The organism is Janibacter melonis, from assembly GCF_020567375.1.
Lineage (GTDB): Bacteria > Actinomycetota > Actinomycetes > Actinomycetales > Dermatophilaceae > Marihabitans > Marihabitans melonis.
The window spans coordinates 351,524-377,492 of the sequence record NZ_JAJBZM010000003.1; the positions used below are offsets into that span (position 1 = coordinate 351,524).

Sequence of the window (25,969 nt, forward strand, 5' to 3'; positions counted from 1 at the left end):
CCCCACCCCGGGGGGGTCCACCCCCCCTCGGCCGGGGCCCCGCCGGCGGGGGCCCCCCCCCCCCCCCCCCCCCCCCCCCCCCCCCCCCCGGGGGCCCCCCCCCCGGGGGCGCCCCCCCGTCGTCGTCTCGGTGACCCGGCAGCAACGGGACCCGTGAGGGTGCTGGCCCGCATATACGGGGTCAACCGCACCAGGGGTCCCGTTACTGCCGGGTAGCTCCGGGGAGAGCCGGGATCTCGGGGGCCAAGACGGCGCGGGGAGGGTTCGGGCCCTCCCGCCTCGTCAGAAGGACCCCGAGGACCCGCCGTCGCCCCCTCCGCCTCCGCCTCCGCCGCCCCCGCCGAAGCCGCTCCCGCTGTCGAAGCCGCCACCCATGTGCCCGCCGTGATGGTGATGGTGGTGCGACATGCCGAGCGCGACGCCGGCCGCGCTCGAGCGGTGGCGCGAGGACCCGCGACCGCCTGTCACCACGGCCACGAGCCCGAGGACGACGACGAGGCCCCCGACGAAGGCGAAGGGGACGCCGAAGAGGTCCTGCCCCGTCGCGACCCCGTCGTCGCCGACGTCCCACGGCCCGCCGAGCATCTCGTCGTGCTCGACCCAGTCGCTCTCGGTGTCGGCGCCGGTGCGCTGGGCGGGGCTGCCGGCCTCGGCCGCGGCGAGCTCGACGGCCCGGGCCACCGCGGTCTCCCAGCGCCCGTCACGCAGAGCAGGTCGGACCTGCCCGATGATGCGCGCGGCCTCGCGGTCGGTGAGCCGGGCCCGCTCGCGGCTGCCGACCTGGACCCGGATGCGGCGGTCCTGGGTCGCGACGACGACGAGGACCCCGCGTCCGACGCCGGCCCGCCAGCTCGTCCCCACCCGCCGGGCGTAGGCCTCGACGTCCTCGTCACCGGTCGTGCGCACGACGAGCGCCCGGACGATGACCCGGGGCTCGGAGCGGGCGGTCTCGCGCAGCGAGCGTGCGAGCCGGCTGCGCTGACCCGAGGTCAGCACGTCGTCCGGGTCGGCGAAGCGGGTGGCCGAGGAGGGCGCCGGCGGCACCGGCACGCGCTCGGCCGCGGCGGCGGGCGCCAGCACGAGCAGGGGCAGCAGCGCGGCGAGCAGCACCTGCAGCGCACGGACGGACCTGCTCATGACGACCCCCTGCCGACATCGCGGGCCCTGCACCCGCGTGTGCGGAACCTACCGGCTCCCGCACCTCCCCGCTCGTCGCCGCGCAGCGGGCAGGAGAGCTCGGCTCAGCAGGTCAGGGCGTCGAGGAGCACGCGGACGGCGGGGGACTCGCGCATCGACACCCGCGACAGCGCGAGCACCTCGCGGGTCGGCACGGGGTCGACGACGGGCACCGCGACGAGGTCCGCCGTGAGCTCGGAGCGGCCCATGCGCGGCACGAGGGCGACCCCGAGACCGGCGCGCACGAGCGCCAGCTGGGCGTCGAACTCGGCCGACTCGTGCACGACCCGCGGCCGAGCCCGGTGCAGCGCATGCATGTGGACGAGCCACTCGCGGCAGATCGTCCCCTCGGGCGTCGCCACCCAGCTCTCGTCGACGAGGTCGGCGGCGCGGACCTCATGGGCCGTGGCGAGGGGATGACCCGCCGGGACGACGAGGTCGGCCCGGTCCTCGCGAAGCGGGCGGACGTCGACGTGCTCGGGGATCGACAGCGGCACCGTCCCCCACGAGTGGGTGATGCCGAGGTCGACCCGACCGGCGGCGACGAGCTCGACGGTCTGCCACGGCTCGCTCTCGCTGAGGCGCAGGCGCAGGTCGGGCCAGGTGCGCAGGACGTCGCGGACGACCGGGGCCACGAGCCCGCGCAGCGCCGTCGAGAAGGCCGCGACGCTCAGCTCGCCGACGACGCGGTCGGCGGCGGCCTGCAGCCCGGCCTCGACCTGCTCGACGGCGCGCAGGACCTCGCCACCGGAGTCGCAGAGCCGCCGGCCGTGCTCGGTGAGGATGACGCCGCGCCCCACGCGCTCGAGGAGCGGCAGGCCGACGGCCCGCTCGAGCCGCTTGACCTGCTGCGAGACCGCACTCGTCGTGTAGCCGGTCGCCTCCGCCGCGGCGACGACGGTGCCGTGGTCCTGGACGGCGCGCAGCGCGCGGACGGCGTCGAGATCGATCATGCAGCGAAGGTACACGGTCAGCACGCAGATCATTTGCTGGTGCTACGAGGTCGTCGCGCGCAGACTGGCACGCATGACCCCTCGCGACACCGGGCTCGCCGCCCTCATGGCCCTCATCTGGGGGAGCAACTTCGTCGTCATCGAGTGGGGTCTGCAGGACGTCCCGCCGCTGCTCTTCGCCGCGATGCGCTTCGTCCTCGTCCTGCTGCCGGCGATCTTCCTCGTGCCGCGCCCGGCGGTGTCGTGGCGGGTGCTCGCCACGGTCGGGCTCACCGTGAGCCTGGGCCAGTTCTCGATGCTCTACCTCGCGCTGCACCTCGGGATGCCGAGCGGGATGGCCGCGCTCGTCCTGCAGGTCCAGGTGCCCCTCACCATCGTCATCGCGGCCGTCGTCCTCCACGAGCGGGTCGCCCCGGCGGTGGCGATCGGTGTGGGCGTGGCCGTCGTCGGACTCGCCGTCGTCGCCCTCGGCCGGGGAGCGGCTGGCCTGCTCCCCTTCGCCGTCACCCTGCTCGCCGGCCTGTCCTGGGCGGTCGGCAACGTCGTCGTGCGGGCGAAGGGGGTGCCCGGTGGCCTCGGTCTGACGGTCTGGTCCTCGCTCGTCGTGCCGCTGCCGCTGCTCGCGCTGTCCCTGCTCGTCGACGGCCCGGCGACCGTCGTCGACGCCCTCTCCGGGCTCGGCTGGCGCCCGCTGCTGTCGACGGCATGGACGGCGGTCGTCTCGACGCTCGTCGGCTACGGGATCTTCTACTCGCTGCTCCACCGCAACCCCAGCGCGACCGTCGTCTCGTGGGTGCTCGCGGTGCCGCCGCTGGCGATCCTGCTCGCCTGGGTGCTGCAGGGCGACCAGCCCTCGGCGATCGACCTCGTCGGTGCCGGCATCGCGATGACCGGCCTGGCCGCGGCCCAGCTGCTCCAGGCCCGCGCGCGCCGCGCCCCGGTGCTGCCCGAGGTCGTCCCGGCCCGCTGACCCGCCCTGCGTGTCGGACGGCGGGTCGCCGGCGACCGGACGAGCCCTGGCGGGTCGTCCCCCTTCGCCCGCCCGAGGTGCCGTCCGACGCGCCGGACGGGCAGGCCTCAGGAGGTGATGACGCGGACCTCGATGGTCTCGTCGAGCTCGCGCAGGCGCTGCTCGACGTCTCCGGGCAGGGAGCCGGCGAGGTCGGTGACGGCGTAGCCGTACTCGCCCCGCGTCGAGAGCTGCTGGCTGTCGATGTTCGCCCCGCCCTCGGAGAGCAGCGTGTTGACCCGGGCGAGGACGCCGGGGACGTTGCGGTGCAGGTGGAGGATGCGGGTGTCTCCGGGCGACTGCGTGAGCGCGACGGAGGGCACGTTGACCGACATCGTCGTCGCACCGGTGTGGGCGTAGTCGCGCAGCTTGCCGCTGACATAGCGCCCGATGTCGTACTGCGCCTCCTCGGTGGACCCGCCGACGTGCGGGGTGAGGATGACGTTCGGCAGACCCTGGAGGATCGAGACGAAGGGGTCGCCCGCCTTCTTCGGCTCCTCGGGGAAGACGTCGACCGCCGCGCCGGCGATGTGACCGCTCACGAGGTGCTCGCGCAGGGCCTCGAGGTCGACGACGAAGCCGCGGCACAGGTTGAGGAAGAGGCTGCGCGGTCGCATCTGGGCGAACTGCTCGGCGCCGAAGACCCCGGCGTTGCCGTCGCGTCCGTCGACGTGGAGCGAGACCGTCTCGCAGGTCTCGAGCAGCTCCTCGAGGCTGTCGCAGCGACGCGCGTTGCCCAGCGGCAGCTTGTCGTCGACGTCGTAGTAGCTGACGTGCATGCCGAAGGCCTCGGCGATGACGGAGAGCTGGCTGCCGATGTTGCCGTAGCCGACGATCCCCAGGCTGCGCCCGCGGACCTCGTGCGCCCCCTTCGCCGACTTGTCCCAGACGCCCGCGTGGAGCGCGGAGTTCTTGTCGGTGAGGTGACGGGCCATCGCGATGATCTCCGCCATGGCGAGCTCGACGACGCTGCGCGTGTTGGAGAAGGGCGCGTTGAAGACGACGGTGCCGTGCGCGGCGGCCGCGTCGAGGTCGACCTGGTTGGTGCCGATGCAGAAGGCGCCGATGGCCCGCAGCTCCGGCCGGGCCTGGAGCACCTCCCGGGTGACCTGCGTCTTGCTGCGGATGCCGAGCATCTCCACGCCCTCCAGCGCGGAGATCAGCTCGGCCTCGTCGAGGGCGCCGGAGCGCGTCTCGACCTCGAAGCCGGCGTCGGTGAGCGCGGCGGTGGCGCACTCGTGGATGTTCTCGAGGAGCAGGACCTTCACGTCGCACGAGCCTAGATCGCCCGGGGAGGACGGTGCGCAGGGTGTACGCCACTCGGACGCGCGCACCCCGGCCCCCCGTGGTTAGGGTGAGCGCCATGAGGCTCCTGGGTGTCATCGGCGGCATGGGTTGGTCCGCGACGGCTGAGTACTACCGGCTGCTCAACGAAGGGGTGGAGGCGCGCCTGGGTGGTCTGCACAGCGCGCGGGTGCTCCTGCACAGCGTCGACTTCGCGCCGGTGACGGACTTCGAGCACGCCGGCGACTGGGACGGCATGGCCGAGGTCCTCGTCGACGCGGCCCGCTCGCTCGAGCGCGGGGGAGCGGAGGGTCTGCTCATCGCGGCGAACACGATGCACGCCGTCGCCGACCGGGTCTCGGCCGCGGTCGACATCCCGCTGCTCCACATCGCCGAGTCCGCCGCCCGGCGGGTCGAGGAGCAGCGCCAGAGCCGCGTGGGCCTGCTCGCCACGGCGACGACGATGGGCGCCGACTTCTACACGGGGCCGCTGTCGGCCCGCGGGCTCGAGGTGATCCTCCCCGAGGAGAGCGAGCGCCCCGAGGTCGACGCGCTCATCTACGACGAGCTCGTGCACGGCGTCATCAAGGACGCCTCGCGCAAGCGGGTGCGTCAGGTCATGGAGGGCATGGTCGACCGCGGCGCCGAGGCCGTCGTCCTCGCCGGCACCGAGCTCGGGCTGCTCATCGAGCCCGACGACTGCCCGGTGCCCCTGCACGACACGACGGAGATCCACGTCGCGGACGCGCTCGACTGGATGCTCGCCGGCTCCTGAGCGACCCGCACCGCGTCGAGGTGATCCCATGAGCCAGGGCTCGCCCCATCACCTCGACCGGGTCGGTGGCGTCACCAGGGGACGTCGATCTCCGGCTCGCCCTGGACGACGGTGACCTCCTGGCCGTCGAGCGCGACGACCTGGCCGGGGCGGATCTGGGCGCCGCGTCGCGTGTCGACCTCGCCGTCGACGCTCACCCGGCCCTCGCTGATGACTTCGCGGGCGGTGGCGCCGTCGTCGACGAGCGCGGCGAGCTTGAGCAGCTGGCCGAGCCGGATGACGTCGTCGCGGATGTAGACGGACTCGTGCGTGCTCACGCGGACCAGCGTAGGCGGGTCGGCGCGTGGCGCGGTCGCCGCCGGGTCAGCCGGCGAGGGCGGCGCGGGCGAGCTGGTGCTCGCGCTCGTCCTCGGTCATGCCGCCCCACACGCCGAAGGTCTCGCGGGTGGCGAGGGCATGCGCGCGGCAGGCCGCGATGACCGGGCAGGTCGCGCAGATCTCCTTGGCCGCCGTCTCGCGCAGCCGGCGGGCAGCCCCTCGCTCGCCCTCCGGGTGGTAGAAGACGTCGGTGTCGATGCTGCGGCACCGGCCCTCGTACTGCCACTCCCACAGGTCCGCCACCGGTCCTGGCAGGTGTCCTAGGTCGGCCATCGCGGTACCCCGTTCTGCTCTGCTGATCTAGGGCGGCCCTGGTCATGTCGACCCCTGGGCGGGCTGCCCTCGTGGCACGGAACGCTACGGAGAGGGCGCCCAGGTCCAACACCCCTCGACGTCAGGATTCGCCCAAGAAATCGGGGGTCTTCGTCAAGAGATGGTCATGCCGGGTTGCGGGTCGGCGCGATCGCGCTAGGGGCGACCGCCTCGCGGACGTCACGGGACCGCCCCGCGGACGTGGTCGAGCCCGGTCGTGGGGGTGTCCGGACCACCTGCCGACGCGGCCTAGACTTGTCCAATGGCTCTCGGCTCCTCCTCCGACCCTCGCCACGACGACTTCGCCGCCCAGGCGGCGGCGCAGGCGGACCCCTTCGCCAAGGTGGGGCTCACCTACGACGACGTGCTCCTCCTGCCCGGCTTCAGCGACCTGGCGCCCGACGAGCTCGACACGACGACGCGGCTGACCCGTGAGCTCTCGCTCAACGCGCCGCTGCTCTCCGCCGCGATGGACACCGTCACCGAGTCGCGGATGGCGATCGCCATGGCGCGCCAGGGCGGCATCGGGGTGCTGCACCGCAACCTCTCCATCGAGGACCAGGCCTACCAGGTCGACCTCGTCAAGCGCACCCAGACCGGGATGATCTCCAACCCCGTCGTCATCGGGCCAGACGCGACGCTCGAGGAGCTCGACCAGCGCTGCGGCGAGTACCGCGTCTCCGGGCTGCCGGTCGTCGACGAGGGCGAGCACCTCATCGGCATCATCACCAACCGCGACCTGCGCTTCACGCCCGTCGCCGAGTGGGCCACGACGCTCGTGCGCGACGTCATGACGAAGATGCCGCTCATCACCGCCCCCGTCGGCATCTCGCAGGAGGACGCGACGACGCTGCTGCGCCAGCACAAGCGCGAGCGCCTGCCGATCGTCGACGAGGAGGGTCGTCTCGCCGGTCTCATCACCGTCAAGGACTTCGTCAAGAGCGAGCAGTTCCCCCTCGCGAGCAAGGACGCCGACGGCCGTCTGCTCGTCGGCGCCGCCATCGGCTACTTCGGCGACGCGTGGGAGCGCGCGACGACGCTCATCGAGGCCGGGGCCGACGTGCTCGTCGCCGACACCGCCCACGGCCACGTGCGGATGCTCCTCGAGATGGTCGGCCGCCTGAAGTCCGACCCGGCGACCCGTCACGTGCAGGTCATCGGCGGCAACGTCGCGACCCGTGAGGGCGCCCAGGCCTTCGTCGACGCGGGCGTCGACGCGGTCAAGGTCGGCGTCGGGCCGGGCTCGATCTGCACCACCCGCATCGTCACCGGTGTCGGCGCCCCGCAGATCACCGCGGTCTACGACGCCTCGCTCGCGTGCAAGCCGGCCGGCGTGCCGGTCATCGCCGACGGCGGCATGCAGCACAGCGGCGAGATCGCCAAGGCGATCGTCGCCGGCGCCGACTCGGTCATGGTGGGCTCGATGCTCGCTGGCTGCGAGGAGAGCCCCGGCGAGCTGATCTTCGTCAACGGCAAGCAGTACAAGTCCTACCGCGGCATGGGCAGCCTGGGCGCGATGAGCAGCCGCGGCAAGAAGTCCTTCTCCAAGGACCGGTACTTCCAGGCCGAGGTCGACAGCGACGACAAGCTCGTGCCCGAGGGCGTCGAGGGCCGCGTCGCCTATCGCGGTGCCGTCTCGGCGGTCACCCACCAGATGCTCGGCGGGCTGCGCCAGTCGATGTTCTACGTCGGTGCGCGGACGGTCCCCGAGCTGCAGGCGAAGGGGAAGTTCGTCCGGATCACCTCCGCCTCGCTCAAGGAGAGCCACCCGCACAACCTCCAGGGCATCGTCGAGGCGCCGAACTACTCCGCCCGCTGAAGCCGGGCGCGCTGAGCGCGGCTCAGCCGACGACGGCGTCCCGGTAGGAGCGCAGGACCGCGCCGCCGTCGGCGCTGCGGTCGACCGAGGTCGCCGCGAGCATCGCGGACACGATCGCCCGGGTCACGCAACGGGCCGCCTCGGTCTGCAGGACGACGAGGTCGAGCGGCGAGGGGGCGGGCCCCTCGCCGGTGGCGAGGGCGAAGACCGTGTCGCCGTCGAAGGCGGTGTGCACCGGTGAGATCGCCCGGGCCATGCCGTCGTGGGCGACCCGGGCGAGCATCGAGGTCGCGGGCTTGGTGAGCCTCGCGTCCGTCGCGACGACCGCGATCGTCGTCGCGGTGCCGGCCCGCAGGGCTGCCTGCTCCTGCTCGAGCGCGGACCAGTAGGCGCTGACCCGCTCGGGGTCGGGCACGGGCAGCTCGGTCGCGTCCTGCGGCCCGAGCAGGTGAGCCCCGAGGAGCCTGCCGTCGGGCGCGACGGGGGAGCCGACGGCGTTGACCACGACGAGAGCGGCGACGGTCGAGCCGTCGGCGAGGACGGCGCTCGCCGTGCCCACCCCGCCCTTGAGACCCCCGGCGCGGGCGCCGGTGCCGGCGCCGACGACCCCTTCGTCCACCGGGCCGGTGGTCGCCGCGTCGTACGCGGCCCGGCCCTCTGCTGCCCCCGGGTGATGACCCCACACGCCCCCGCGGCCGAGGTCGAAGACGATGGCGCCGGGCACGATCGGCACGACCTCGCCGGGGCCCGAGCCGGCCGGCCACCCCCGCCCGTCGGCGAGCAGGCCGGCGCTCACGCCGTCGCAGGCGGCCAGCCCGAGGGCGCTGCCCCCGCCGAGGACGACCGCGTCGACGAGGTCGACGGTGTGGCGGGGGTCGAGCAGGTCGGTCTCACGGGTGCCGGGGCCGCCGCCGCGCACGTCGACCCCGCCGACGGTGCCGATCGGGGGCACGACGACGGTCGTGCCGGTGAGCCAGCCCGGCTCGTCACGGGTCGCGTGGCCGACACGCACGCCGGGCACGTCGGTGATGGCGTCGAGCGGTCCGGCGGGGGCGAGGTCCATGCGCCCAGCATGCTCGACGGCTGGTTGACTGCCGGGCATGGCGAGCCCCGACATCACCGGCATCCGCGTCCTCGATGGTCACAACGACCTCCCGTGGCACCACCGCGAGATCGCCGGGTACGACCTCGACCGCTGCGACATCGCGCTCGAGCAGCCCGAGCTGCACACCGACCTGCCGCGGATGCGCGCGGGCGGGCTCGCGGCCCAGCTGTGGTCGGTCTGGGTGCCCTGCGAGCTGCCGGGCGAGGCCGCGGTGACCGCGACCCACGAGCAGGTCGACTTCGTCGAGGCCATGTGCGCGCGCTACGAGGAGATGGAGCTCGCCCGCACGGCCGCCGACGTCGAGCGGGTGTGGGAGCAGGGGCGTCACGCCGCGCTGCTCGGGATGGAGGGCGGGCACAGCATCGACGGCTCGCTGGAGCACCTCGCGGCCTTCGCCGCCCGGGGCGTGCGGTACATGACTCTCACGCACAACGACAACACGGCGTGGGCCGACTCCGCGACCGACGAGCGCGTCCACGGCGGCCTCACCGACTTCGGGCGTGAGGTCGTGCGCACGATGAACGCCCTCGGGGTGGCCGTCGACCTCAGCCACGTGAGCGCCGAGACCATGCACCACGCGCTCGACGAGACGAGCCGGCCGGTCCTCTTCAGCCACAGCAACGCGCGCGCGCTGTGCTCCCACCCTCGCAACGTGCCCGACGACGTCCTCGAGCGGATGCCCGACAACGGCGGGGTCGTCATGGCGAACTTCGTGCCGTACTTCCTGCGCGAGGACTGGGCGCAGTGGCGGCTCGGGGGCTTTAAGGGCGAGGCGCCGGCGCCGGCGACCGCGGCGGACGTCGTCGCGCACCTCGAGCACCTGCGCGAGGTCGTCGGCATCGAGCACGTCGGTCTCGGCGGCGACTTCGACGGCGTCGACGTGCTGCCCGCCGATCTCGACGACGTCGCGCGCTACCCCCACCTGCTCGGTGCGCTCGCCGAGCGCGGGTGGTCACGGGCCGACCTCGAGGCGCTCGCCCACGGCAACGCCCTGCGCGTCCTGCGCGACACCGAGGTCTGACGCGGGGCGCGGTCGTGCGCGCAGGCCTGACGCAGCTACTCGGCAGTAACGGGACTCCTGGTGCGGTTGCCCCGGCATGGGGAGGGCCAGGCACTCACGGGTCCTGTTACTGACGGGTCACCACGCACGACGAAGGGGCGACGCACCGTGGTGCGTCGCCCCTTCGTCGGACGTGGCGTCAGCTCACCGGGGGCGGCAGCGTCTGCGAGGAGGGCGGGGGCGTCGTGCCCGGGGCGGGAGGTGCGGTGGTGGTGCCACCGCGGTGCCCGCCGCCGACCGCGCCCTTCGCCTTGCCGGTCGCCGAGGTGATCTGGCGCGAGTACTTGCCCTTGGTGCCCTTGTCGACGGCGGCGCCCGCCTTGTCGATGTAGGCGCCGGCCTTGTCGGGGTTGTTCTTCGCCCACTGACGGGCGGCCTCTGCCGCCGTGGCGAGCACTGTGATCCTGCCGAGCTTGGCCATGGTCTTCTCCTTCGGGTCGAGGACGCTTCGTCCATGTGTAACGCAGCGGTGCGCCCGATTGCTCCCCGCGCACCCGCCCATCGGGCTACCCGTACGCTGACCGGGTGAACGAGATCGAGATCGGGCGAGGCAAGCGCGGCCGTCGGGCCTACTCCTTCGACGACATCGCGGTGACCCCCACGCGGCGCACGCGCGACCCGGAGGAGGTCTCGCTGGACTGGCAGATCGACGCCTACCACTTCGAGATGCCGGTCATCGCCGCGCCGATGGACTCGGTGATGTCGCCGGCCACCGCGATCGCCCTCGGCAAGCACGGCGGGCTGCCCGTCCTCGACCTCGAAGGGGTGTGGACCCGCTACGAGGACCCGGAGCCGGTCCTCGCCGAGATCGCCACCCTCGACCCCGCCGTCGCGACGGCGCGGATGCAGGAGATCTACTCCGCCGAGATCGTCCCCGAGCTCATCACCGAGCGGCTGCGCGAGATCCGCGAGGCAGGCGTGACCGTCGCCGGCGCGCTCAGCCCGCAGCGCACCCAGCAGCACTGGCGGACCGTCGTCGAGGCCGGGGTCGACCTCTTCGTCATCCGCGGCACGACCGTCTCGGCCGAGCACGTGAGCAGCCGGGCCGAGCCGCTCAACCTCAAGCGCTTCATCTACGAGCTCGACGTCCCCGTCATCGTCGGCGGCGCGGGCAGCTACACGGCGGCCCTGCACCTCATGCGCACCGGTGCGGCCGGCGTGCTCGTCGGCTTCGGCGGGGGAGCGGCCCACACGACCCGGCAGACCCTCGGCATCCACGCGCCGATGGCCAGCGCGGTCGCCGACGTCGCTGCTGCCCGCCGCGACTACCTCGACGAGTCCGGCGGCCGGTACGTGCACGTCATCGCCGACGGCGGCCTGGGCACGAGCGGCGACATCGTCAAGGCGATCGCCGTGGGCGCCGACGCCGTCATGCTCGGCGCCGCGCTGGCGCGCGCGACCGACGCCCCCGGCCGCGGCTACCACTGGGGCGCCGAGGCCCACCACGGCGAGCTGCCCCGCGGCTCGCGGGTCGAGGTCGGCTCCGTCGCGAACCTCGAGGAGGTCCTCTTCGGGCCGAGCCGCCACTCCGACGGCACGACGAACCTCATGGGCGCCCTGCGCCGCGCGATGGCGACGACCGGGTACACCGACGTCAAGGAGCTGCAGCGGATCGGCGTCGTCGTCGCCCCGCACCAGCCGAGCTGACCCCCTTCGCCCCGGCCCGTGCCGGCTGGCGTACGAAACCCTGCTGGCTGCCCTTCGGCGTGCCAGGACCCTCTCGACAGGGTCCTGGCACATCAAGAGGCAGCCGGCAGGGTTTTGTCGTCCTCGGGCCGGTGCGGGTGAGCAGAGCCACAGGCGCGAGCGTGGCGACGGCATTACCGTGGAGTAATGACGTCCGAGATCATCGCCGATCCCGAGCTCGACCCCACCGCGGCCTACGCCGTCGACCCGGCACGAGCCAGCAGCCTCTCCGCCCGCGTCGTCGCGGCGCCGCGCGCGCAGACCTTCACGCGGACCTCGCCGATGACCGGTGCGCCGCTGGCGGCCCTGCCGATCTCGACCCCGGAGGACGTCGCCCGGGCTTTCGCGTCCGCGCGCGCGGCCCAGCCGCGGTGGGCGGCGACGACGCACGACGACCGCCGGCGGGTGATGCGCCGCTTCCACGACCTCGTCCTCGAGCGTCAGGTCGAGCTGCTCGACCTCGTCCAGCTCGAGGCGGGCAAGGCGCGCCTGCACGCCTTCGAGGAGGTCCTCGACTGCGCGATCGCCGCCCGTCACTACGCCGCGCGGGCGGAGAGCTACCTCGCGCCGACCCGCCACCTCGGCGCCCTGCCGCTGCTCAGCCAGGCGCGCACCCTGCACCACCCGAAGGGCGTCGTCGGCATCGTCTCGCCGTGGAACTACCCGCTGAGCCTGGCCGTCACCGACGCGATCCCCGCGCTCATGGCGGGCAACGCCGTCGTCCTGCGCCCTGACGAGCAGGGCTCGCTCACCGCGCTCGCCGGCGTCGAGCTGCTCCGCGAGGCCGGGCTGCCCGACGGCGTCCTCCAGGTCGTCCTCGGGCCGGGCGGGTCGACCGGGCAGGCCGTCGTCGACGCCGGCGACTACGTCTGCTTCACCGGGTCGACGGCGACCGGTCGCTCCGTCGCGCGCTCGGCCGCCGAGCGCCTCGTGTCCTACAGCCTCGAGCTGGGCGGCAAGAACTCCGTCTACGTCGCCGACGACGCCGATCTCGACCGGGCCGTCGAGGGAGCGGTGCGGGCGTGCTTCTCCTCCGCCGGCCAGCTGTGCATCTCGGCCGAGCGCGTCCTCGTCCACGACGGCATCTATGGCCGCTTCGTGCCCGCCTTCGTGGAGGCGGTCCGCGCGCTGCGCCTCGGCACCTCGCTCGAGTACGGCTACGACATGGGCAGCCTCGTCTCGCAGGCCCAGCTCGACACCGTCACCGAGCACGTGCGCGACGCCGTGGCGAAGGGGGCTCGCGTCCTCGCCGGCGGGTCCGCCCGGCCCGACGTCGGCCCCTTCGTCTTCGAGCCCACCGTCCTCGACGGGGTGACCTCGGCGATGACCTGCCGCGACGAGGAGACCTTCGGGCCGCTCGTCTCGCTCTACCGCGTGGCCGACGACGACGCGGCGGTCGCGCTCGCCAACGACACCGACTACGGCCTCAACGCCTCGGTGTGGACGCGTGACGTGCGCCGCGGGCGCGCGGTCGCCGCGCGCATCCGCACCGGCACGGTCAACGTCAACGAGGCCTACGCCGCGGCCTGGGCGTCGATGGGCGCCCCGATGGGCGGCATGAAGGACTCCGGGGTCGGCCGCCGGCACGGTGCCGAGGGGATCCTCAAGTACACCGAGAGCCAGAACGTCACGGCCCAGCACGTGCTGCCGATCGCGCCGTCCATGGGGCTCGACCAGCGCCGGTACGCGAAGGTCATGACGCTCGGGCTGCGCGCGCTGAAGTCGGTGGGGCTGTCATGAGCGCCGTCGAGAGCGCGGCCGACCGCGCGGGCGGCCCCGCCGTCGAGCCCGATGTCGACGTCCTCGTCGTCGGGTCCGGCTTCGGCGGGTCCGTCGCCGCGCTGCGGCTCGCCGAGAAGGGCTACTCCGTCCTCGTCCTCGAGGCCGGACGTCGCTTCGCCGACGAGGACTTCGCCCGCACGAGCTGGGACCTGAAGAACTTCCTCTGGGCGCCCCGCCTCGGGTGCTACGGGGTGCAGCGCATCCACCTGCTCAAGGACGTGATGATCCTCGCCGGGGCAGGCGTCGGGGGCGGCTCGCTCAACTACGCCAACACCCTCTACGTGCCGCCGCGGGCCTTCTTCGAGGACCGGCAGTGGGGGCACATCACCGACTGGGAGGCCGAGCTCGCGCCGCACTACGCGACCGGCCAGAGCATGCTCGGCGTCGTCACCAACCCGTGCGACGGCCCGGTCGAGCAGGCGATGCGTGACGCCGCGCACGACCTCGGGGTCGGCGACACCTTCCGCAAGACCCCCGTCGGCGTCCTCTTCGGCGAGGGCAACCGCCCCGAGGAGCAGGGCCGCACGATCCCCGACCCGTACTTCGGCGGGGCCGGGCCGCAGCGCACGACGTGCACCGAGTGCGGCAACTGCATGGTCGGCTGCCGGGTGGGCGCGAAGAACACCCTCGTGAAGAACTACCTCGCCCTCGCCGAGGGGCTCGGGGCGCGGGTGACCCCCCTTCGCACGGTGACCCGGCTCGGTCTCGTGCCCGGCGGCGAAGGGGGGACCCCCACCTACCGCGTGCGCCACGAGGCGACCGACGACCGGGGCGACCGCTCGGCGCGGGTCACCACCGCCCGCCACGTCGTCCTCGCGGCGGGCACGTGGGGGACCCAGCACCTGCTGCACGAGATGCGCGCCGAGGGCGAGCTGAGCGCGACGAGCGACCGGGTCGGCGAGCTGACCCGCACGAACTCCGAGGCCCTCGTCGGGGCGCTCGCGGCGACCCCGCCGACGGGCGAGCACGACCTCACCCGCGGCGTCGCGATCACGAGCTCCTTCCACCCCGACGCGGACACGCACGTCGAGAACTGCCGCTACGGGCGGGGCTCGGACGCGATGGGTCTGCTGACCACCCTCCTCGCCCCGCCGCGCACCGGGCGCACGCCCCGGTGGCTGCGGCTGCTCGCCGAGCTGCCCCGCAACCTGCCCGCGCTGCGGGCCTGGGCGCCGCCCGGCACCCACTTCGCCGACTCGACGGTCATCGGTCTCGTCATGCAGTCGCTCGACAACTCGCTGACGACCTCGCTGACGACGAAGGGGGGCCGTCGCCGGCTCACCTCGACGCAGGGTCACGGAGAGCCCAACCCGACGTACATCGAGGCCGGGCATCGCGGCATCCGGGCGCTGGCTCACCGCCTCTCCGAGCGCATCGGCATCCCCTTCTACCCGGGGGGCACGTGGAGCGAGGCCTTCGACATCCCGCTCACCGCGCACTTCCTCGGCGGGGCACCGATCGGCGACACGGCGCAGTCGGGCGTCCTCGACCCTTACCACCGGCTGTGGGGCTACCCCGGGATCAGCGTCGTCGACGGCTCCGCGGTGAGCGCCAACCTCGGGGTCAACCCCTCGCTGACGATCACGGCGCAGGCCGAGCGGGCCTTCGCGCTGTGGCCCAACCGCGGCGAGGACGACCCGCGACCGGCCCAGGGCGAGGGCTACCGCCGGCTCGACCCGGTGCCCGCGCGCACCCCGGCCGTCACCGCCTTCACCCACGTCGAGTCGCGCCAGGTCGACCTCGGCATGCCCCGGGTCGCGCCCCCGCCGGAGGAGGTCGACGTCGTCGGCCCCGCCGACGACTGGCGCACCGCGAGCGTCTGAGCCCGTGCAGGGAGCCCTCAGGGGCGGGACGTAACCTGGGCGGGTGCTCAGGACCGCGACCCGCCCGAAGTGGCTGGGTCTGCTGGTCCTCGCGCTCCTCGGTGCCGCGCTCGCCGTGACCGCCGGGCGCTGGCAGTGGGCCGTCGCCCACGACCGGGCCCGCGAGGAGGCCGTGCGCGAGGTGCAGGAGCGTCCCGTCGAGCCGATCGCCGACGTCATCGCGCCCCACGAGGGCTTCCCCGACGACGGGTCCGGCCAGCGCGTCGACGTCACCGGCGAGTACGAGCCCGGCAGCGGCTTCGTCGTCGTCGGCCGGCTGCTCGACGGGCGCGAGGGCGGCTGGGCCGTCGAGCGGCTCGTCGTCGAGCAGACCGGGGCCAACCTGCCCGTCGTGCGCGGCTGGCTGCCGAAGGGGGAGGAGCCCCCGGCGCCCCCGACCGGCACCGTCGACGTCGTCGCCTCGCTCGCGCCGGGCGAGGCCCCCGACACCGCGACCGGGCTCGCCCCCGGCACCGCCTCGACCGTCGACCTCGCCGCCCTCGTCAACGACTGGCCGGGCGAGCTGTACAACGGCTTCGGCTTCGTCGTCGACGAGCGCGGCGGGTCCGGCGCCACCCCGCCCGACGGGCTGGAGCGGGTGCCCCCGCCCCTGCCCGACACCTCGCTGGACTGGCGCAACGCCAGCTACGCGGCCCAGTGGTACGTCATCGCCGCCTTCGTAATCTGGATGTGGTGGCGGATGATGCGTCAGGAGGCCCGACGCGACGAGACGCCCGCGCAGGAGCGCGCGGTCGTGCAGACAGGAGAGTCATGACCCAGACGAGCAGGACCGGCACCGGGGCGAGCCCCCGCCAGGTCGCGAGCGCGCTGTCCTTCTTCCGGGTGAGCGCGATCGTCGCCGGTCTGGCGATGTTCGTCCTCATCCTCGAGATGGTCCTCAAGTACGGCATGGGCAACGACGTGCTCACGTGGTGGAGCCCCGTCCACGGCCTGATCTTCATGGTCTTCGCCGCCGCGACGGCCAACCTCGGTCTCAAGGTGGGCTGGGGGATCGGGCGGATGGTCGCGATCCTCCTCCTCGCGTGCATCCCCTTCGTCGCCTTCGTCGAGGAGCGCCGGGTCGTGCGCGAGGTCGCGCCGCTCACCAGCTGAGGCAGCCCGGTACGGGCGGGCGAAGGGGGAGCGAGGGGATCCCTCGCGCCCCGGTAACCTGGGCGCGTGACGGAATCGCTGAAGCAGCACCCTGTCCTCGTCGTCGACTTCGGCGCCCAGTACGCCCAGCTCATCGCCCGTCGGGTGCGTGAGGCGAAGGTCTACAGCGAGGTCGTCCCCCACGAGACGAGCGCCGCCGACCTCCTCGCGAAGGAGCCGGCCGCGATCATCCTCTCGGGCGGCCCGAGCTCGGTGTACGAGGAGGGCGCGCCCGAGCTGCAGGCCGAGCTGCTCGAGGCCGGTGTCCCCGTCTTCGGCATGTGCTACGGCTTCCAGTCGATGGTCCAGGCCCTCGGCGGGACCGTCGAGCGCACCGGGCTGCGCGAGTACGGCAGCACCCGCGCACGCATCGCCGACCGCGAGTCGACCCTCTTCAACGGCCAGCCCGAGGACCAGTCGGTGTGGATGAGCCACGGCGACTCGGTCATCGAGGCGCCCGAGGGCATGCGGGTCACCGCGACGACGTCCGGCGCCCCCGTCGCCGCCTTCGAGGACGACGAGCGTCGTCTCTACGGCGTGCAGTGGCACCCCGAGGTCATGCACTCGACCTTCGGGCAGCGGGTCCTCGAGAACTTCCTCCTGCGCGGCGCCGGTCTCTCCGCCGACTGGACCGCGAGCAACGTCGTCGACGACCAGGTCGCGGCGATCCGCGAGCAGGTCGGCGAGGACCGCGTCCTGTGCGCGCTCTCCGGTGGTGTCGACTCCTCCGTCGCGGCCGCGCTCGTCCAGCGCGCCGTCGGCGACCAGCTGACGTGCGTCTTCGTCGACCACGGCCTGCTGCGCCAGGGCGAGGCCGAGCAGGTCGAGCAGGAGTTCGTCGCGGCGACGGGGGTCGACCTCGTCGTCGTCGACGCCAAGGAGCAGTTCCTCGGGGCCCTCGCCGGGGTCACCGAGCCCGAGGCGAAGCGCAAGATCATCGGCCGAGAGTTCATCCGGGTCTTCGAGCAGGCCGCCCGCGACGTCGTCGAGGACCGTGGAGACGCCGAGCACCCCGTGAAGTGGCTCGTCCAGGGCACGCTCTACCCCGACGTCGTCGAGTCCGGGGGCGGCTCAGGAGCGGCGAACATCAAGAGCCACCACAACGTCGGCGGGCTGCCCGACGACCTGCAGTTCAGCCTCGTCGAGCCGCTGCGCGCGCTCTTCAAGGACGAGGTGCGCCAGGTGGGTCGCGAGCTCGGCGTCCCCGACCCCATCGTCGACCGCCAGCCCTTCCCCGGGCCCGGGCTGGGCATCCGCATCATCGGCGAGGTCACCGAGACCAACCTCGACATCCTGCGTCGCGCCGACGCGATCGCCCGCGAGGAGCTCACGCAGGCCGGTCTCGACAAGGAGATCTGGCAGTGCCCCGTCGTGCTGCTGGCCGACGTGCGCTCCGTCGGCGTCCAGGGCGACGGCCGGACCTACGGCCACCCGGTCGTCCTGCGTCCCGTCTCCTCCGAGGACGCGATGACCGCCGACTGGACCCGCGTCCCCTACGACGTGCTCGCCCAGATCTCCACCCGGATCACCAACGAGGTCGAAGAGGTCAACCGGGTCGTCCTCGACGTCACGAGCAAGCCCCCGGGCACCATCGAGTGGGAGTGAGCGCGGCGCTGCTCCGGGCCTAGACCCGGTCCTGCAGCAGCTGCCACAGCGCGGCGCCACCACCGCACACGAGGACGACGACGACCGCCATCGCGACGTTCGTCAGGACGGTCCGCGCGTGCGGCGTCGCCGAGCGCTGCTGCGGGACCAGGCCGATCATCCCCTTCGCCTCCGAGGTCCGGGGCAGCGCGTAGTGCACGTCGACCTGCCCGCCCGGCGGGACGTCGACGACGAGCTCGGCCTCGCCGTAGCGCGCGACGAGCTGGTAGATGCCGTAGCAGGCGATCGTGTGCCGACCCGGCGTGACCGGCACGAGGGTGCTCGACCCGCTGCCGACGCTCGGCAGCAGCTGCACCTCGTGGCCGTCGACGCGGCAGCGCACCTGGCCCCCGCTCGCCCCGCTCACGGCATGCACGACGACGGCGCTGCCCGGCCGCGGATGAGCTGTCATGGGCGGTGAGCGTATCGGGGCAGGAGGGCAGTGCTCCCCATGGTCGGGCGGCTCGTCGCGCCCCTAGTCTTCGAGCAGACAGGGGCGGAGCCGCCGACGCGACGGGCAGGGGGATGCAGATGACGGTCACCGAGGGGATGGACGTCGAGCGGGTGCGCTCGATCGCCACGCAGCTCATGGATCTCGGGTCGAGGGTCGAGGACGTGCGCCAGGAGGGCCAGGCCCGGGTCGACGTCCTCGACGACGTGTGGGCCGGGCCCGACCTCGAGCACTTCCAGCGCTCCTGGCGCGCGACCGTGCCGCGCCTCACCCACGCGGGTCAGGCGATGCGCGACTACGGGCAGCGCCTCGACGACCAGGCCGAGGACCAGGACGACGCGTCCGCCTCGGTCGGGGGGCGCGCCCCCGGTGCGCCGACGCCGCCCGTCCCGCTGCCGCCCAGCCCGCTCCCGCCGGGTCGCGCAGGGCAGGGCCAGTCGCTCCTCGACCGCATCTGGGACGCGCTGGACCGCGTCACCCAGCCGGTCCGCGACCTCGTCACCGGGGTGCTCGACGGCATCACCGGCGTCTTCAACAACCTCGCGGTGAAGTTCTCGATGATCGCCGCCGACCTCGTCGACGCCTTCCGCGAGATCTCGCCGAAGTTCAAGGCCTGGCTCGCCGCGACCGGTGGCGTCATCAGCCGCTTCGTCGCCAAGTGGGCGCCGAAGCTCGTGCCGCTCGGTCGCTCGCTGCTCCCGGTGCTCGGCATCGGTGCGAAGTTCCTCAAGGCGCTGCCCTACGTCGGTGCCGGTGTCGCGCTGTGGGAGATGAAGGGCGTCTTCTCCGACGCGTGGAACGGCAGGGCCAACCCCCACGAGATCTGGAACAAGGTGATCCTCGGCGGCGGCTCGTCGGTCGCCGCCTTCTTCCCGCCCTACGGCACGCTCGTCTCGGTCGGGCTGACGCTCGAGCAGCTGCGCCACGAGCACATGCCCAAGCTCGACGGCTGGCTCGCGGAGCAGACGGGGATCTCCGAGGACGTCATCCGGATCGGCCGTGTCGGCCTCATGGCCCCGACGAACCCGCTCGTCCTCGCCGACCTGCTGCCCGACACGGACTTCGACCTGCCCGGCCCGTCGCCGTCGGAGATCGCCAGCGGCACGTGGGACACGATCAAGGACGTCGCGACGAACCCGATCCCGCTGCCCTCCCTGCCCAACCCCCTGCCGTGGCCGTGACCGACCCGAAGGACGCCATGACCCTCACCAGCGAGACCACCAGCACCGACGAGGCCGTGGCGACGGTGGTAGCGCTCGCCCGGGCCGGTGACGAGCCGGTCGACCTCGCGGTGCTCACCGACGAGGAGCTCTACGCGTACTGCGACGAGCCGGCCGACTCCACGCCGCACGGGCTGTGGTTCGCCAACCTCACCGAGGAGGCCCAGCAGGCGGCCGCGCTCGGCGCGCTGCGCTCCGCTGCCGCCCGCGACGCGGTCGACGTCGAGCTCGACACGACGGGGGAGGACGCGGTCGGTCGCGTCGTGCTCGACGACCAGGTGGTCGCGGCGCTGGCCCTGCGCTCGCGCGAGATCCGTCTGTCGCTGCGCGTCGTGGGGTCGATGGGCGAGACGTGGTACCTCCTGCGGCACGTCGAGGACGACCTGTGGTGCCGCGAGGTCGTCACGACGCACGGCTTCCACCTCGTGAGCCTCGTGCGTCTCGACGCCGCGGAGCGCGAGGTCTACCTCGGCCGCTTCCAGCTGCCCGACGGGGCGGCGCAGGCCGCCGCGCCCGACGTCGACGTGCTCCTCACCGAGGCCGAGCTGGGGGCTGCGGCCCGCCGCGACGGCGACGAGCTGGGCTTCCTCACCCGGACCCGCCACATCGGCAACCTCGTGCGCTTCCCGGGCCCGGACGGCGAGACCGAGTCGCTCATGGTGCACGTGCAGCCCGAGGGGTCGGTCGTCGTCGGCGACATCGGCGGGGGAGCCGTGCGCTACCGCGGGGGAGTGGGCGCCGACCTCGGCACCGACTGGGACGGCTGGGTCGCGCGCAGCGCGGCCGAGCTCGACGCCCCGCCCGCCGACCCGACGGGCGAGGTGGGTCCCCCTTCGCTCAGCTGAGCAGGATCGGGCCGCCGACGCAGAGCGCGACGACGAGGACGACGACGGCGAGCATCGCGACGAGGACGCCGACGCCCTTGCGCTTCTGCGTCTCGTGCCCGATGGAGCCCGTCGTGAACTGGTGCCACGGCACGGCGTAGAAGACGGGGACGACCTGGCCCTCGCGGACGTCGACCTCCATGCCGGCCTGGCCGTAGCGACGCAGCCACTGGGTGTGCACGTCGACGCGGTGACGGCCCGGGCGAAGGGGGTACAGCGTCGCCCCGAAGGCGCCGCTCACGCGGTGCCCGTCGACGTGGACCGCCGGGGTGAGACCGGTCGTCAGCGCGTTGCCCTGGAGGGTGACGAGGAGCGCGCCGTAGCCGGGTGGGGGCGCCATGGTCCGGGCGTGCTCGCCGTGCACCGGCATGACCGCGCCGCCGTGGGGCGGCTGGGGAGCGGGAGGGCCGGACGGGTGGTGCGGGGCCTGGTGGTGCTGGGGCGGCGGGGCGGGCGGTCCGGGGTGGTGGTGCGGGGGCTGCTGCGGCGGAGGCGGTCCCACGGGCGGAAGGCTCGACATGGGCCCGACCCTAGGTGACTACCCTGGCCGCATGCCCGCCAACCTGCCGACCCACGTCGCCGAGGTGATCCTGCGCAAGGTGCTCGTCGGGCCGCCGCTCAAGGCCTACCTGCGGATGCGCGTCGAGGGGCGCGAGCACGTGCCCGCCACCGGCGCCGTCATCATCGCGAGCAACCACCTCAGCTTCGTCGACTCGATGGTCATCCCGCTCGCCGCGGGCCGCAAGGTCGGCTTCCTCGGCAAGGCCGAGTACGTCGAGGGCACCGGGGCGAAGGGGTGGCTCAAGCGGCTGTGGTTCGGCGAGTTCGCCGGGATGATCCCGGTCGACCGGGACGACCCCCGGGCTGCCGCCCGGTCGCTCGAGGTCGCCGAGGAGCACCTGCGCTCCGGCGGGGCCTTCGGCATCTACCCCGAGGGCACGCGCAGCCGCGACGGCCGCCTGCACAAGGGCAAGACCGGGGTCGGCCGGCTCGCGGACGCGACCGACGCCGTCGTCGTGCCGTGCACGCTCGTCGGGACCGACCGCGTGCAGCCCGTCGGCGCGCGCGGGCTGCGCCCGCACCGGGTGACGGTCCGCTTCGGCCCGCCGGTCGACGTCGCGAGCCTCAAGCGCCAGCACGTGAAGACCCGGCTCTACCGGGCGATCACCGACGCGGTGATGGAGGAGATCGCGCAGCGCTCGCCGCAGGAGCGCTCGGACGGCTTCTCCGACCGCAGTGCCTCCTGACCGCCGTGCCTCCTGACCGCAGTGCTTCGTACCCGACCGGGCGAGACACGGGCGCGCGGACCCCGGTGCGCCGCACGGGCGTCCGGCCCGCCTCCTAGACTGACCGCGTGCTGAGGACGACCACCGCCGTCATCGCCGGCAAGGCCGCGCGTACCGCCGCCCGCATCAGGGGCGGTGGGTCCGGGGGCTCGGCGCTGCCCGGCCTCGTCGCCGAGCGGGTCGACCCCGGCTTCCTCGCTCACGCCCTCGCCGGGGTGCGCGACGGCGTCGTCGTCGTCAGCGGGACGAACGGCAAGACGACGACGACGAAGATGCTCGTCGCGCTCCTGCGGGCCCACGGGCGCACCGTCTTCACCAACCCCACCGGCTCGAACTTCACCCGCGGCGTCATCTCGGCGATGCTCGAGGAGCTGCCCCTGCGCGGCCGGCTCGAGGCCGACCTCGCCGTGCTCGAGCTCGACGAGGCCCACGCGCTGCACTTCGCGCGGGCGGTCGCCCCGAGCCACGCCCTGCTGCTCAACGTCGCCCGCGACCAGCTCGACCGCTTCGCCGAGATCGACCACACCGCGCGGCTGCTCACCGAGCTCGCCGGCATGACGACGACCGGCGTCGTGCTCAACCGCGACGACTCCTACGTCAACCGGATCGCCGCCGAGCTCGCCGACGGCGTGCAGGTGAGGTGGTTCGGGCTCGACGAGAGCATCGCCGCGCGGCTCGGCGAGCTGCAGGAGCAGGACGTCCGGGCGCAGGACGCCTACACCCCGCCGCCGGCCGGGCCGCTCGACGGCCTGCTCGCCCCGATCGACGAGCAGCAGCTGCTCGTGCGCTGGGGCGAGGAGCACGAGGGCGGCGTCCTCGGACCGGTCACCCTCAAGCAGCGCGGGCTCGCCGCGATGATCAACGCGACCGCCGCGACGACGACCGCCCGGATGCTCCTCGGCGACGACTTCCGCGAGGACGCGACCCTGCACGCGCTGCGCACCGTGGCTCCCCCCTTCGGCCGGGGCGAGGTCATCGACGCCGACGGCCAGCCGCTCGAGCTCGTGCTCGTCAAGAACCCCGCGGGCTTCACCGTCGCGCTCGGCACGTACGGCTCGACGCCCGTCGCGTCGATGATCGCGATCAACGACGACTACGCCGACGGCCGCGACGTCTCGTGGCTCTACGACGTCGACTTCACCCCGCTGCGGGCGAAGGGGGTGGCGCTCACCTCGGGCGTGCGCGGCTGGGACATGGCCCTGCGCCTCGAGTACGACGACGTCGAGGTGGGCCGGACCCTCACGGATCTCGAGGAGGGGCTGAGCACCTTCCTCGCCGAGCACCGCGACGAGCCCAAGCGGGTCTTCTGCACGTACACGGCGATGCTCGCCCTGCGCCGGATGCTCGGCGAGCGCTACGACGTGCCCGAGATGGGCACCGACGCACCCGAGGCAGGTCAGGCATGAGCGATCTCGACGTGACCATCCTCGGCGAGCCCCTCGGCTCGTCGCTGCCGGCAGACCCCGGCGGGGAGGGCAAGGGCGAGATCCACCTCGTCCACCTCTACCCACGCGAGATGAGCATCTACGGCGACCTCGGCAACACCCGCTGCCTCGCCGCCCGGATCCGGCGGCACGGCTACGTGCCGGTCGTCCACCAGCACCACCCGGGCCAGCCCTTCCCGGAGCGCGTCGACCTCGTCGTCGGCGGCGGGGGGCAGGACTCCGGCCAGGTGACCGTCGAGGACGACCTCGAGCGGATCGCCGACCGGCTGCGCGAGCTCGCCGACCAGGGCGTGCCGATGCTCATGATCTGCGGCATGTACCAGCTCTTCGGCAACGCCTTCATCACCGTGGACGGGCGGCGCCTGCCCGGGCTGGGCATCCTCGACGTCACGACCCAGGGCAACGCGAAGCGGATGATCGGCCCCGTCGTGCTGAGCACCGACCACGGCGACGTCGTCGGCTACGAGAACCACTCCGGCTCGACGACCCTCGGGCCCGGGCAGGCCCCCTTCGGGCGGGTGCGCAGCGGTCTGGGCAACAACGGCTCCGACGGCACCGAGGGCGCGATCACCGGGCACGTCATCGGCTCCTACCTGCACGGGCCGATCCTGCCCGCGAACCCGGTCCTCGCCGACACGCTCGTGGGGTGGGCCGCCGAGCACGCGACGGGGTCCCCCTTCGTGCCCGAGACGCTCGACGACTCGACGGCACGCGAGGCCCAGCAGCGCCAGGTCCGCCGCCTCGTCGGCTAGGCGACCGGCTCGAGGTCGTCGTCGGCGGTGCTCGCCCGGCGCGGCATGACCGTCCACGCGAGCCACCCGATGGCCCCGAGCGGCACCTCCATGAGGTGGGTGAAGACGGAGAAGAGCACGACGCCGGCCATCGCGGCGGCGGGGTCGGCGCCCCACGCGACGAGGGCGGCGGCCGTGCCGGTCTCGGTGACCCCGAGGCCGCCGGGGGTGACGCCGACGGCCGTGAGCAGACGCCCGATGGCGTACGCGGCGAAGAGCTGGCCGAAGGGCAGGTCGACGCCCGTCGCGCGCGTGACGAGCAGGAAGAGCACGTAGTACAGCCCGAAGAAGCCGACCATGCCGAGGGTCATCGACAGCCAGCCGGTGCGCAAGGTCTCGGCGATGCGCGAGCGCAGGTCGCGCGCGGCCCGCTCGACCTGGTCGGCGTGCCGACGCCGCACGACGCGGATGACGCGGTCGACGGCCGAGCCGACGAGCGCGGCCCCTCGGTCGGTCGCTACGGCAAGGGCGAAGACCGCGAGGACGACGACGCCGGTGACGATCGCCGCCCAGGACGCCTCGCGCATCGAGGTGGGCAGGTCGGTGGCGCCGACGGACAGCCCGGCGATCGCGACGACGGGCAGGGCGGCGCGGGTGAGGACGTTCCACACGCCCGTGACGACGGCCATCGTCGTGACGCGAGCGGCGGAGAAGCCCCACGACTTCGCGATCGTGTACGTCGCGGCGAGGCCGACGGCGCCGCCGCCGGGCAGGAGGTTGCTCACCGACGAGCCGCACAGGTTGAGCACGAGCGCGCGCCCGTGGCTCAGGCCGGGCATGGCGCCGACCATGACGAAGGTGTAGCAGTACAGGCCGGCGAGGACGAGGGCGATGTAGAGCAGGGCGGAGGTCGCCGGCACGGTGCCGAGCACCGAGAAGACCTCCGACCAGCTCGTCTTGGCGAAGTAGGGCAGGCCCCACACGAGCATGACGGCGGCGAGCCCTAGGCCGAGGGTGACCTGCAGCCCGCGGCGCACGAGGACGCGGCGGCGGTCGGGGGCCTGGGTCGTCATGAGCCGGCCTCGACGTCGGCGAGGAGGTCGCGGCGCACGGGGGAGCCCGCGGGCAGGGCCGGGTCGCGGTACCACTCGCGGCCGAAGACGAGGTCGTAGAGCGGGCGGGGGATGCGCAGCAGCATCCCGAGCGTGCGGGCGTCGCCGGCGGAGTCGCTCGTCTGGCTCGCGTGGGCGCGCATGGAGGCCCGCTTCGCGCGGATGTGGGAGCGCACGGAGATGCGGTGGGTGATCTCGGAGCGGGCCGAGTACGCGCGGTCGAAAGACGCCCGGTCGAAGGCGTCGGGGAAGCGGTAGACGCGCCCGACGAGGTCGAGGGCCCGGCAGATCGTGTCGCGGGGGACCGTCGCCTCGAGGACGCGAAGGGGGAGCCCGGTCGCCTCCCGGTGGCGCTGCGCCGCGGCGGCACCGACGTGGTGGACGTGGACGTGGTCGCGGTGGCCGTAGCCGCCGTGACGGTCGTAGGTGAGCAGGACGTCGGCGCCCTCCTCGAGCAGCACCTCGGCGACACGCTCGGCGGCCTCCTCGACGGGCACCCGGGCGAAGCGGGTGGCACCCGGGGGGTCGGGCTCCATCTGCGGGTCGCTGCCGGAGTCGGCGTAGCCGAGCTCGACGACACGGGCGACGCCCAGCGCGCGGGCGCTCGCGGCGAGCTCGCGGCTCCGGGTGGCGGCGAGGTGGTCCCCCTTCGCGCCGTAGGCCGAGGCGTCGGCCAGCCCCTGCGCCCCGTCGGTGGCGACGACGAGGACGACGCGGTGGCCCTCGGCGGCCGCGCGGGCCATCGTGCCGGCGGTGAGGAGGGCCTCGTCGTCGGGATGGGCGTGGAGGGCGACGATCGTGCGGCCGCCCCCGCCTGCGGGCTGCGAGGTCATCGGCCACACC

At 73.7% G+C, this 25,969-nt stretch carries 26 protein-coding genes; 15 read left to right on the forward strand and 11 right to left on the reverse strand.

Going from position 1 to position 25,969, the window contains the following annotated elements:
- Nucleotides 1-282 precede the first annotated feature (282 nt).
- Nucleotides 283-1,137 (reverse strand): TPM domain-containing protein, encoded by an 855-nt coding sequence (locus LIV55_RS13810; RefSeq protein ID WP_229300637.1) that lies wholly within the window; start codon nucleotides 1,135-1,137, stop codon nucleotides 283-285.
- 104 nt (nucleotides 1,138-1,241) lie between these two features.
- A complete protein-coding gene (locus LIV55_RS13815; RefSeq protein ID WP_229300638.1) occupies nucleotides 1,242-2,129 on the reverse strand; it encodes a LysR family transcriptional regulator in 888 nt (295 codons plus the stop codon).
- A gap of 73 nt (nucleotides 2,130-2,202) precedes the next feature.
- Between LIV55_RS13815 and LIV55_RS13820 the strand changes: the two genes are divergently transcribed.
- Complete coding sequence (locus tag LIV55_RS13820) at nucleotides 2,203-3,099, forward strand: EamA family transporter (protein WP_229300640.1); 897 nt, start codon at nucleotides 2,203-2,205, stop codon at nucleotides 3,097-3,099.
- Between the two features lie 107 nt (nucleotides 3,100-3,206).
- Here the strand turns inward: LIV55_RS13820 and serA are convergent, their stop codons facing one another.
- Nucleotides 3,207-4,406, reverse strand: coding sequence for a phosphoglycerate dehydrogenase (serA, locus tag LIV55_RS13825; protein ID WP_229300642.1), 1,200 nt, complete (start codon nucleotides 4,404-4,406; stop codon nucleotides 3,207-3,209).
- 95 nt (nucleotides 4,407-4,501) lie between these two features.
- Here serA and LIV55_RS13830 point away from each other — a divergent pair, with 95 nt between their 5' ends.
- The gene (locus LIV55_RS13830) at nucleotides 4,502-5,197 is read left to right on the forward strand and encodes an aspartate/glutamate racemase family protein (RefSeq protein WP_123091201.1); all 696 of its coding nucleotides are present in this window, start codon (nucleotides 4,502-4,504) and stop codon (nucleotides 5,195-5,197) included.
- A gap of 71 nt (nucleotides 5,198-5,268) precedes the next feature.
- Here LIV55_RS13830 and LIV55_RS13835 read toward each other — a convergent pair whose 3' ends face one another.
- Together LIV55_RS13835 and LIV55_RS13840 are read right to left on the reverse strand one after the other, a co-directional pair.
- Nucleotides 5,269-5,514, reverse strand: coding sequence for an RNA-binding S4 domain-containing protein (locus LIV55_RS13835; protein WP_229300644.1), 246 nt, complete (start codon nucleotides 5,512-5,514; stop codon nucleotides 5,269-5,271).
- A 46-nt stretch (nucleotides 5,515-5,560) separates the two neighbouring features.
- A complete protein-coding gene (locus LIV55_RS13840) occupies nucleotides 5,561-5,848 on the reverse strand; it encodes a WhiB family transcriptional regulator (protein WP_068273287.1) in 288 nt (95 codons plus the stop codon).
- Nucleotides 5,849-6,149: 301 nt separating this feature from the next.
- Between LIV55_RS13840 and guaB the strand changes: the two genes are divergently transcribed.
- On the forward strand, nucleotides 6,150-7,706 hold the full coding sequence (guaB, locus tag LIV55_RS13845; protein ID WP_229300646.1) for an IMP dehydrogenase: 1,557 nt from the start codon (nucleotides 6,150-6,152) through the stop codon (nucleotides 7,704-7,706).
- A gap of 22 nt (nucleotides 7,707-7,728) precedes the next feature.
- Here guaB and LIV55_RS13850 read toward each other — a convergent pair whose 3' ends face one another.
- The gene (locus LIV55_RS13850; protein WP_229300648.1) at nucleotides 7,729-8,769 is read right to left on the reverse strand and encodes a P1 family peptidase; all 1,041 of its coding nucleotides are present in this window, start codon (nucleotides 8,767-8,769) and stop codon (nucleotides 7,729-7,731) included.
- Nucleotides 8,770-8,806: 37 nt separating this feature from the next.
- Here LIV55_RS13850 and LIV55_RS13855 point away from each other — a divergent pair, with 37 nt between their 5' ends.
- Nucleotides 8,807-9,832, forward strand: a complete 1,026-nt coding sequence (locus LIV55_RS13855; RefSeq protein ID WP_229300649.1) for a dipeptidase — start codon at nucleotides 8,807-8,809, stop codon at nucleotides 9,830-9,832.
- Between the two features lie 178 nt (nucleotides 9,833-10,010).
- On the opposite strand, the gene LIV55_RS13860 is transcribed toward LIV55_RS13855, so the two are convergent.
- A complete protein-coding gene (locus LIV55_RS13860; RefSeq protein ID WP_229300651.1) occupies nucleotides 10,011-10,292 on the reverse strand; it encodes an antitoxin in 282 nt (93 codons plus the stop codon).
- Nucleotides 10,293-10,396: 104 nt separating this feature from the next.
- Between LIV55_RS13860 and LIV55_RS13865 the strand changes: the two genes are divergently transcribed.
- The 6 genes from LIV55_RS13865 (at nucleotide 10,397) to guaA (ending at nucleotide 17,958) form a co-directional block, all read left to right on the forward strand.
- The gene (locus LIV55_RS13865; protein WP_068273296.1) at nucleotides 10,397-11,518 is read left to right on the forward strand and encodes a GuaB3 family IMP dehydrogenase-related protein; all 1,122 of its coding nucleotides are present in this window, start codon (nucleotides 10,397-10,399) and stop codon (nucleotides 11,516-11,518) included.
- Between the two features lie 186 nt (nucleotides 11,519-11,704).
- Entirely contained in the window at nucleotides 11,705-13,297 is a 1,593-nt protein-coding gene (locus tag LIV55_RS13870; RefSeq protein WP_229300653.1) for a succinic semialdehyde dehydrogenase, read from the forward strand.
- Nucleotides 13,294-15,162 carry a GMC oxidoreductase gene (locus LIV55_RS13875; protein ID WP_229300655.1) on the forward strand — a complete coding sequence of 623 codons (1,869 nt, stop codon included), beginning with the start codon at nucleotides 13,294-13,296 and terminating at the stop codon, nucleotides 15,160-15,162. The genes LIV55_RS13870 and LIV55_RS13875 overlap by 4 nt, the downstream gene beginning before the upstream one ends.
- 43 nt (nucleotides 15,163-15,205) lie before the next feature.
- The gene (locus LIV55_RS13880; protein WP_229300658.1) at nucleotides 15,206-15,976 is read left to right on the forward strand and encodes an SURF1 family protein; all 771 of its coding nucleotides are present in this window, start codon (nucleotides 15,206-15,208) and stop codon (nucleotides 15,974-15,976) included.
- Nucleotides 15,973-16,314, forward strand: a complete 342-nt coding sequence (locus tag LIV55_RS13885) for a DUF3817 domain-containing protein (protein WP_068273305.1) — start codon at nucleotides 15,973-15,975, stop codon at nucleotides 16,312-16,314. Before LIV55_RS13880 ends, LIV55_RS13885 begins: the two co-directional genes overlap by 4 nt.
- Before the next feature lie 66 nt (nucleotides 16,315-16,380).
- Complete coding sequence (gene guaA, locus LIV55_RS13890) at nucleotides 16,381-17,958, forward strand: glutamine-hydrolyzing GMP synthase (RefSeq protein WP_068273307.1); 1,578 nt, start codon at nucleotides 16,381-16,383, stop codon at nucleotides 17,956-17,958.
- A gap of 19 nt (nucleotides 17,959-17,977) precedes the next feature.
- Here the strand turns inward: guaA and LIV55_RS13895 are convergent, their stop codons facing one another.
- Entirely contained in the window at nucleotides 17,978-18,409 is a 432-nt protein-coding gene (locus tag LIV55_RS13895; RefSeq protein WP_201465702.1) for a hypothetical protein, read from the reverse strand.
- A 119-nt stretch (nucleotides 18,410-18,528) separates the two neighbouring features.
- On the opposite strand from LIV55_RS13895, the gene LIV55_RS13900 reads away from it, so the two are divergent.
- Nucleotides 18,529-19,629 (forward strand): WXG100 family type VII secretion target, encoded by a 1,101-nt coding sequence (locus LIV55_RS13900; protein ID WP_229300659.1) that lies wholly within the window; start codon nucleotides 18,529-18,531, stop codon nucleotides 19,627-19,629.
- A gap of 17 nt (nucleotides 19,630-19,646) precedes the next feature.
- The gene (locus tag LIV55_RS13905; RefSeq protein WP_229300661.1) at nucleotides 19,647-20,513 is read left to right on the forward strand and encodes a hypothetical protein; all 867 of its coding nucleotides are present in this window, start codon (nucleotides 19,647-19,649) and stop codon (nucleotides 20,511-20,513) included.
- On the opposite strand, the gene LIV55_RS13910 is transcribed toward LIV55_RS13905, so the two are convergent.
- Complete coding sequence (locus LIV55_RS13910; protein WP_148041530.1) at nucleotides 20,506-21,054, reverse strand: hypothetical protein; 549 nt, start codon at nucleotides 21,052-21,054, stop codon at nucleotides 20,506-20,508. The two genes, LIV55_RS13905 and LIV55_RS13910, sit on opposite strands and share 8 nt — an antisense overlap.
- Nucleotides 21,055-21,103: 49 nt before the next feature.
- On the opposite strand from LIV55_RS13910, the gene LIV55_RS13915 reads away from it, so the two are divergent.
- The 3 genes from LIV55_RS13915 to LIV55_RS13925 all read left to right on the forward strand — a co-directional run bounded on the left by LIV55_RS13915 (nucleotide 21,104) and on the right by LIV55_RS13925 (nucleotide 24,035).
- Complete coding sequence (locus LIV55_RS13915) at nucleotides 21,104-21,799, forward strand: lysophospholipid acyltransferase family protein (protein WP_068273315.1); 696 nt, start codon at nucleotides 21,104-21,106, stop codon at nucleotides 21,797-21,799.
- A gap of 107 nt (nucleotides 21,800-21,906) precedes the next feature.
- Entirely contained in the window at nucleotides 21,907-23,244 is a 1,338-nt protein-coding gene (locus LIV55_RS13920) for a Mur ligase family protein (protein WP_229300663.1), read from the forward strand.
- Nucleotides 23,241-24,035 (forward strand): type 1 glutamine amidotransferase, encoded by a 795-nt coding sequence (locus LIV55_RS13925; protein WP_229300664.1) that lies wholly within the window; start codon nucleotides 23,241-23,243, stop codon nucleotides 24,033-24,035. Before LIV55_RS13920 ends, LIV55_RS13925 begins: the two co-directional genes overlap by 4 nt.
- On the opposite strand, the gene LIV55_RS13930 is transcribed toward LIV55_RS13925, so the two are convergent.
- Together LIV55_RS13930 and LIV55_RS13935 are read right to left on the reverse strand one after the other, a co-directional pair.
- The gene (locus tag LIV55_RS13930) at nucleotides 24,032-25,087 is read right to left on the reverse strand and encodes a lysylphosphatidylglycerol synthase transmembrane domain-containing protein (protein WP_229300666.1); all 1,056 of its coding nucleotides are present in this window, start codon (nucleotides 25,085-25,087) and stop codon (nucleotides 24,032-24,034) included. The two genes, LIV55_RS13925 and LIV55_RS13930, sit on opposite strands and share 4 nt — an antisense overlap.
- Nucleotides 25,084-25,959, reverse strand: a complete 876-nt coding sequence (locus tag LIV55_RS13935) for a PIG-L deacetylase family protein (protein WP_229300667.1) — start codon at nucleotides 25,957-25,959, stop codon at nucleotides 25,084-25,086. Before LIV55_RS13935 ends, LIV55_RS13930 begins: the two co-directional genes overlap by 4 nt.
- Nucleotides 25,960-25,969 lie beyond the last annotated feature (10 nt).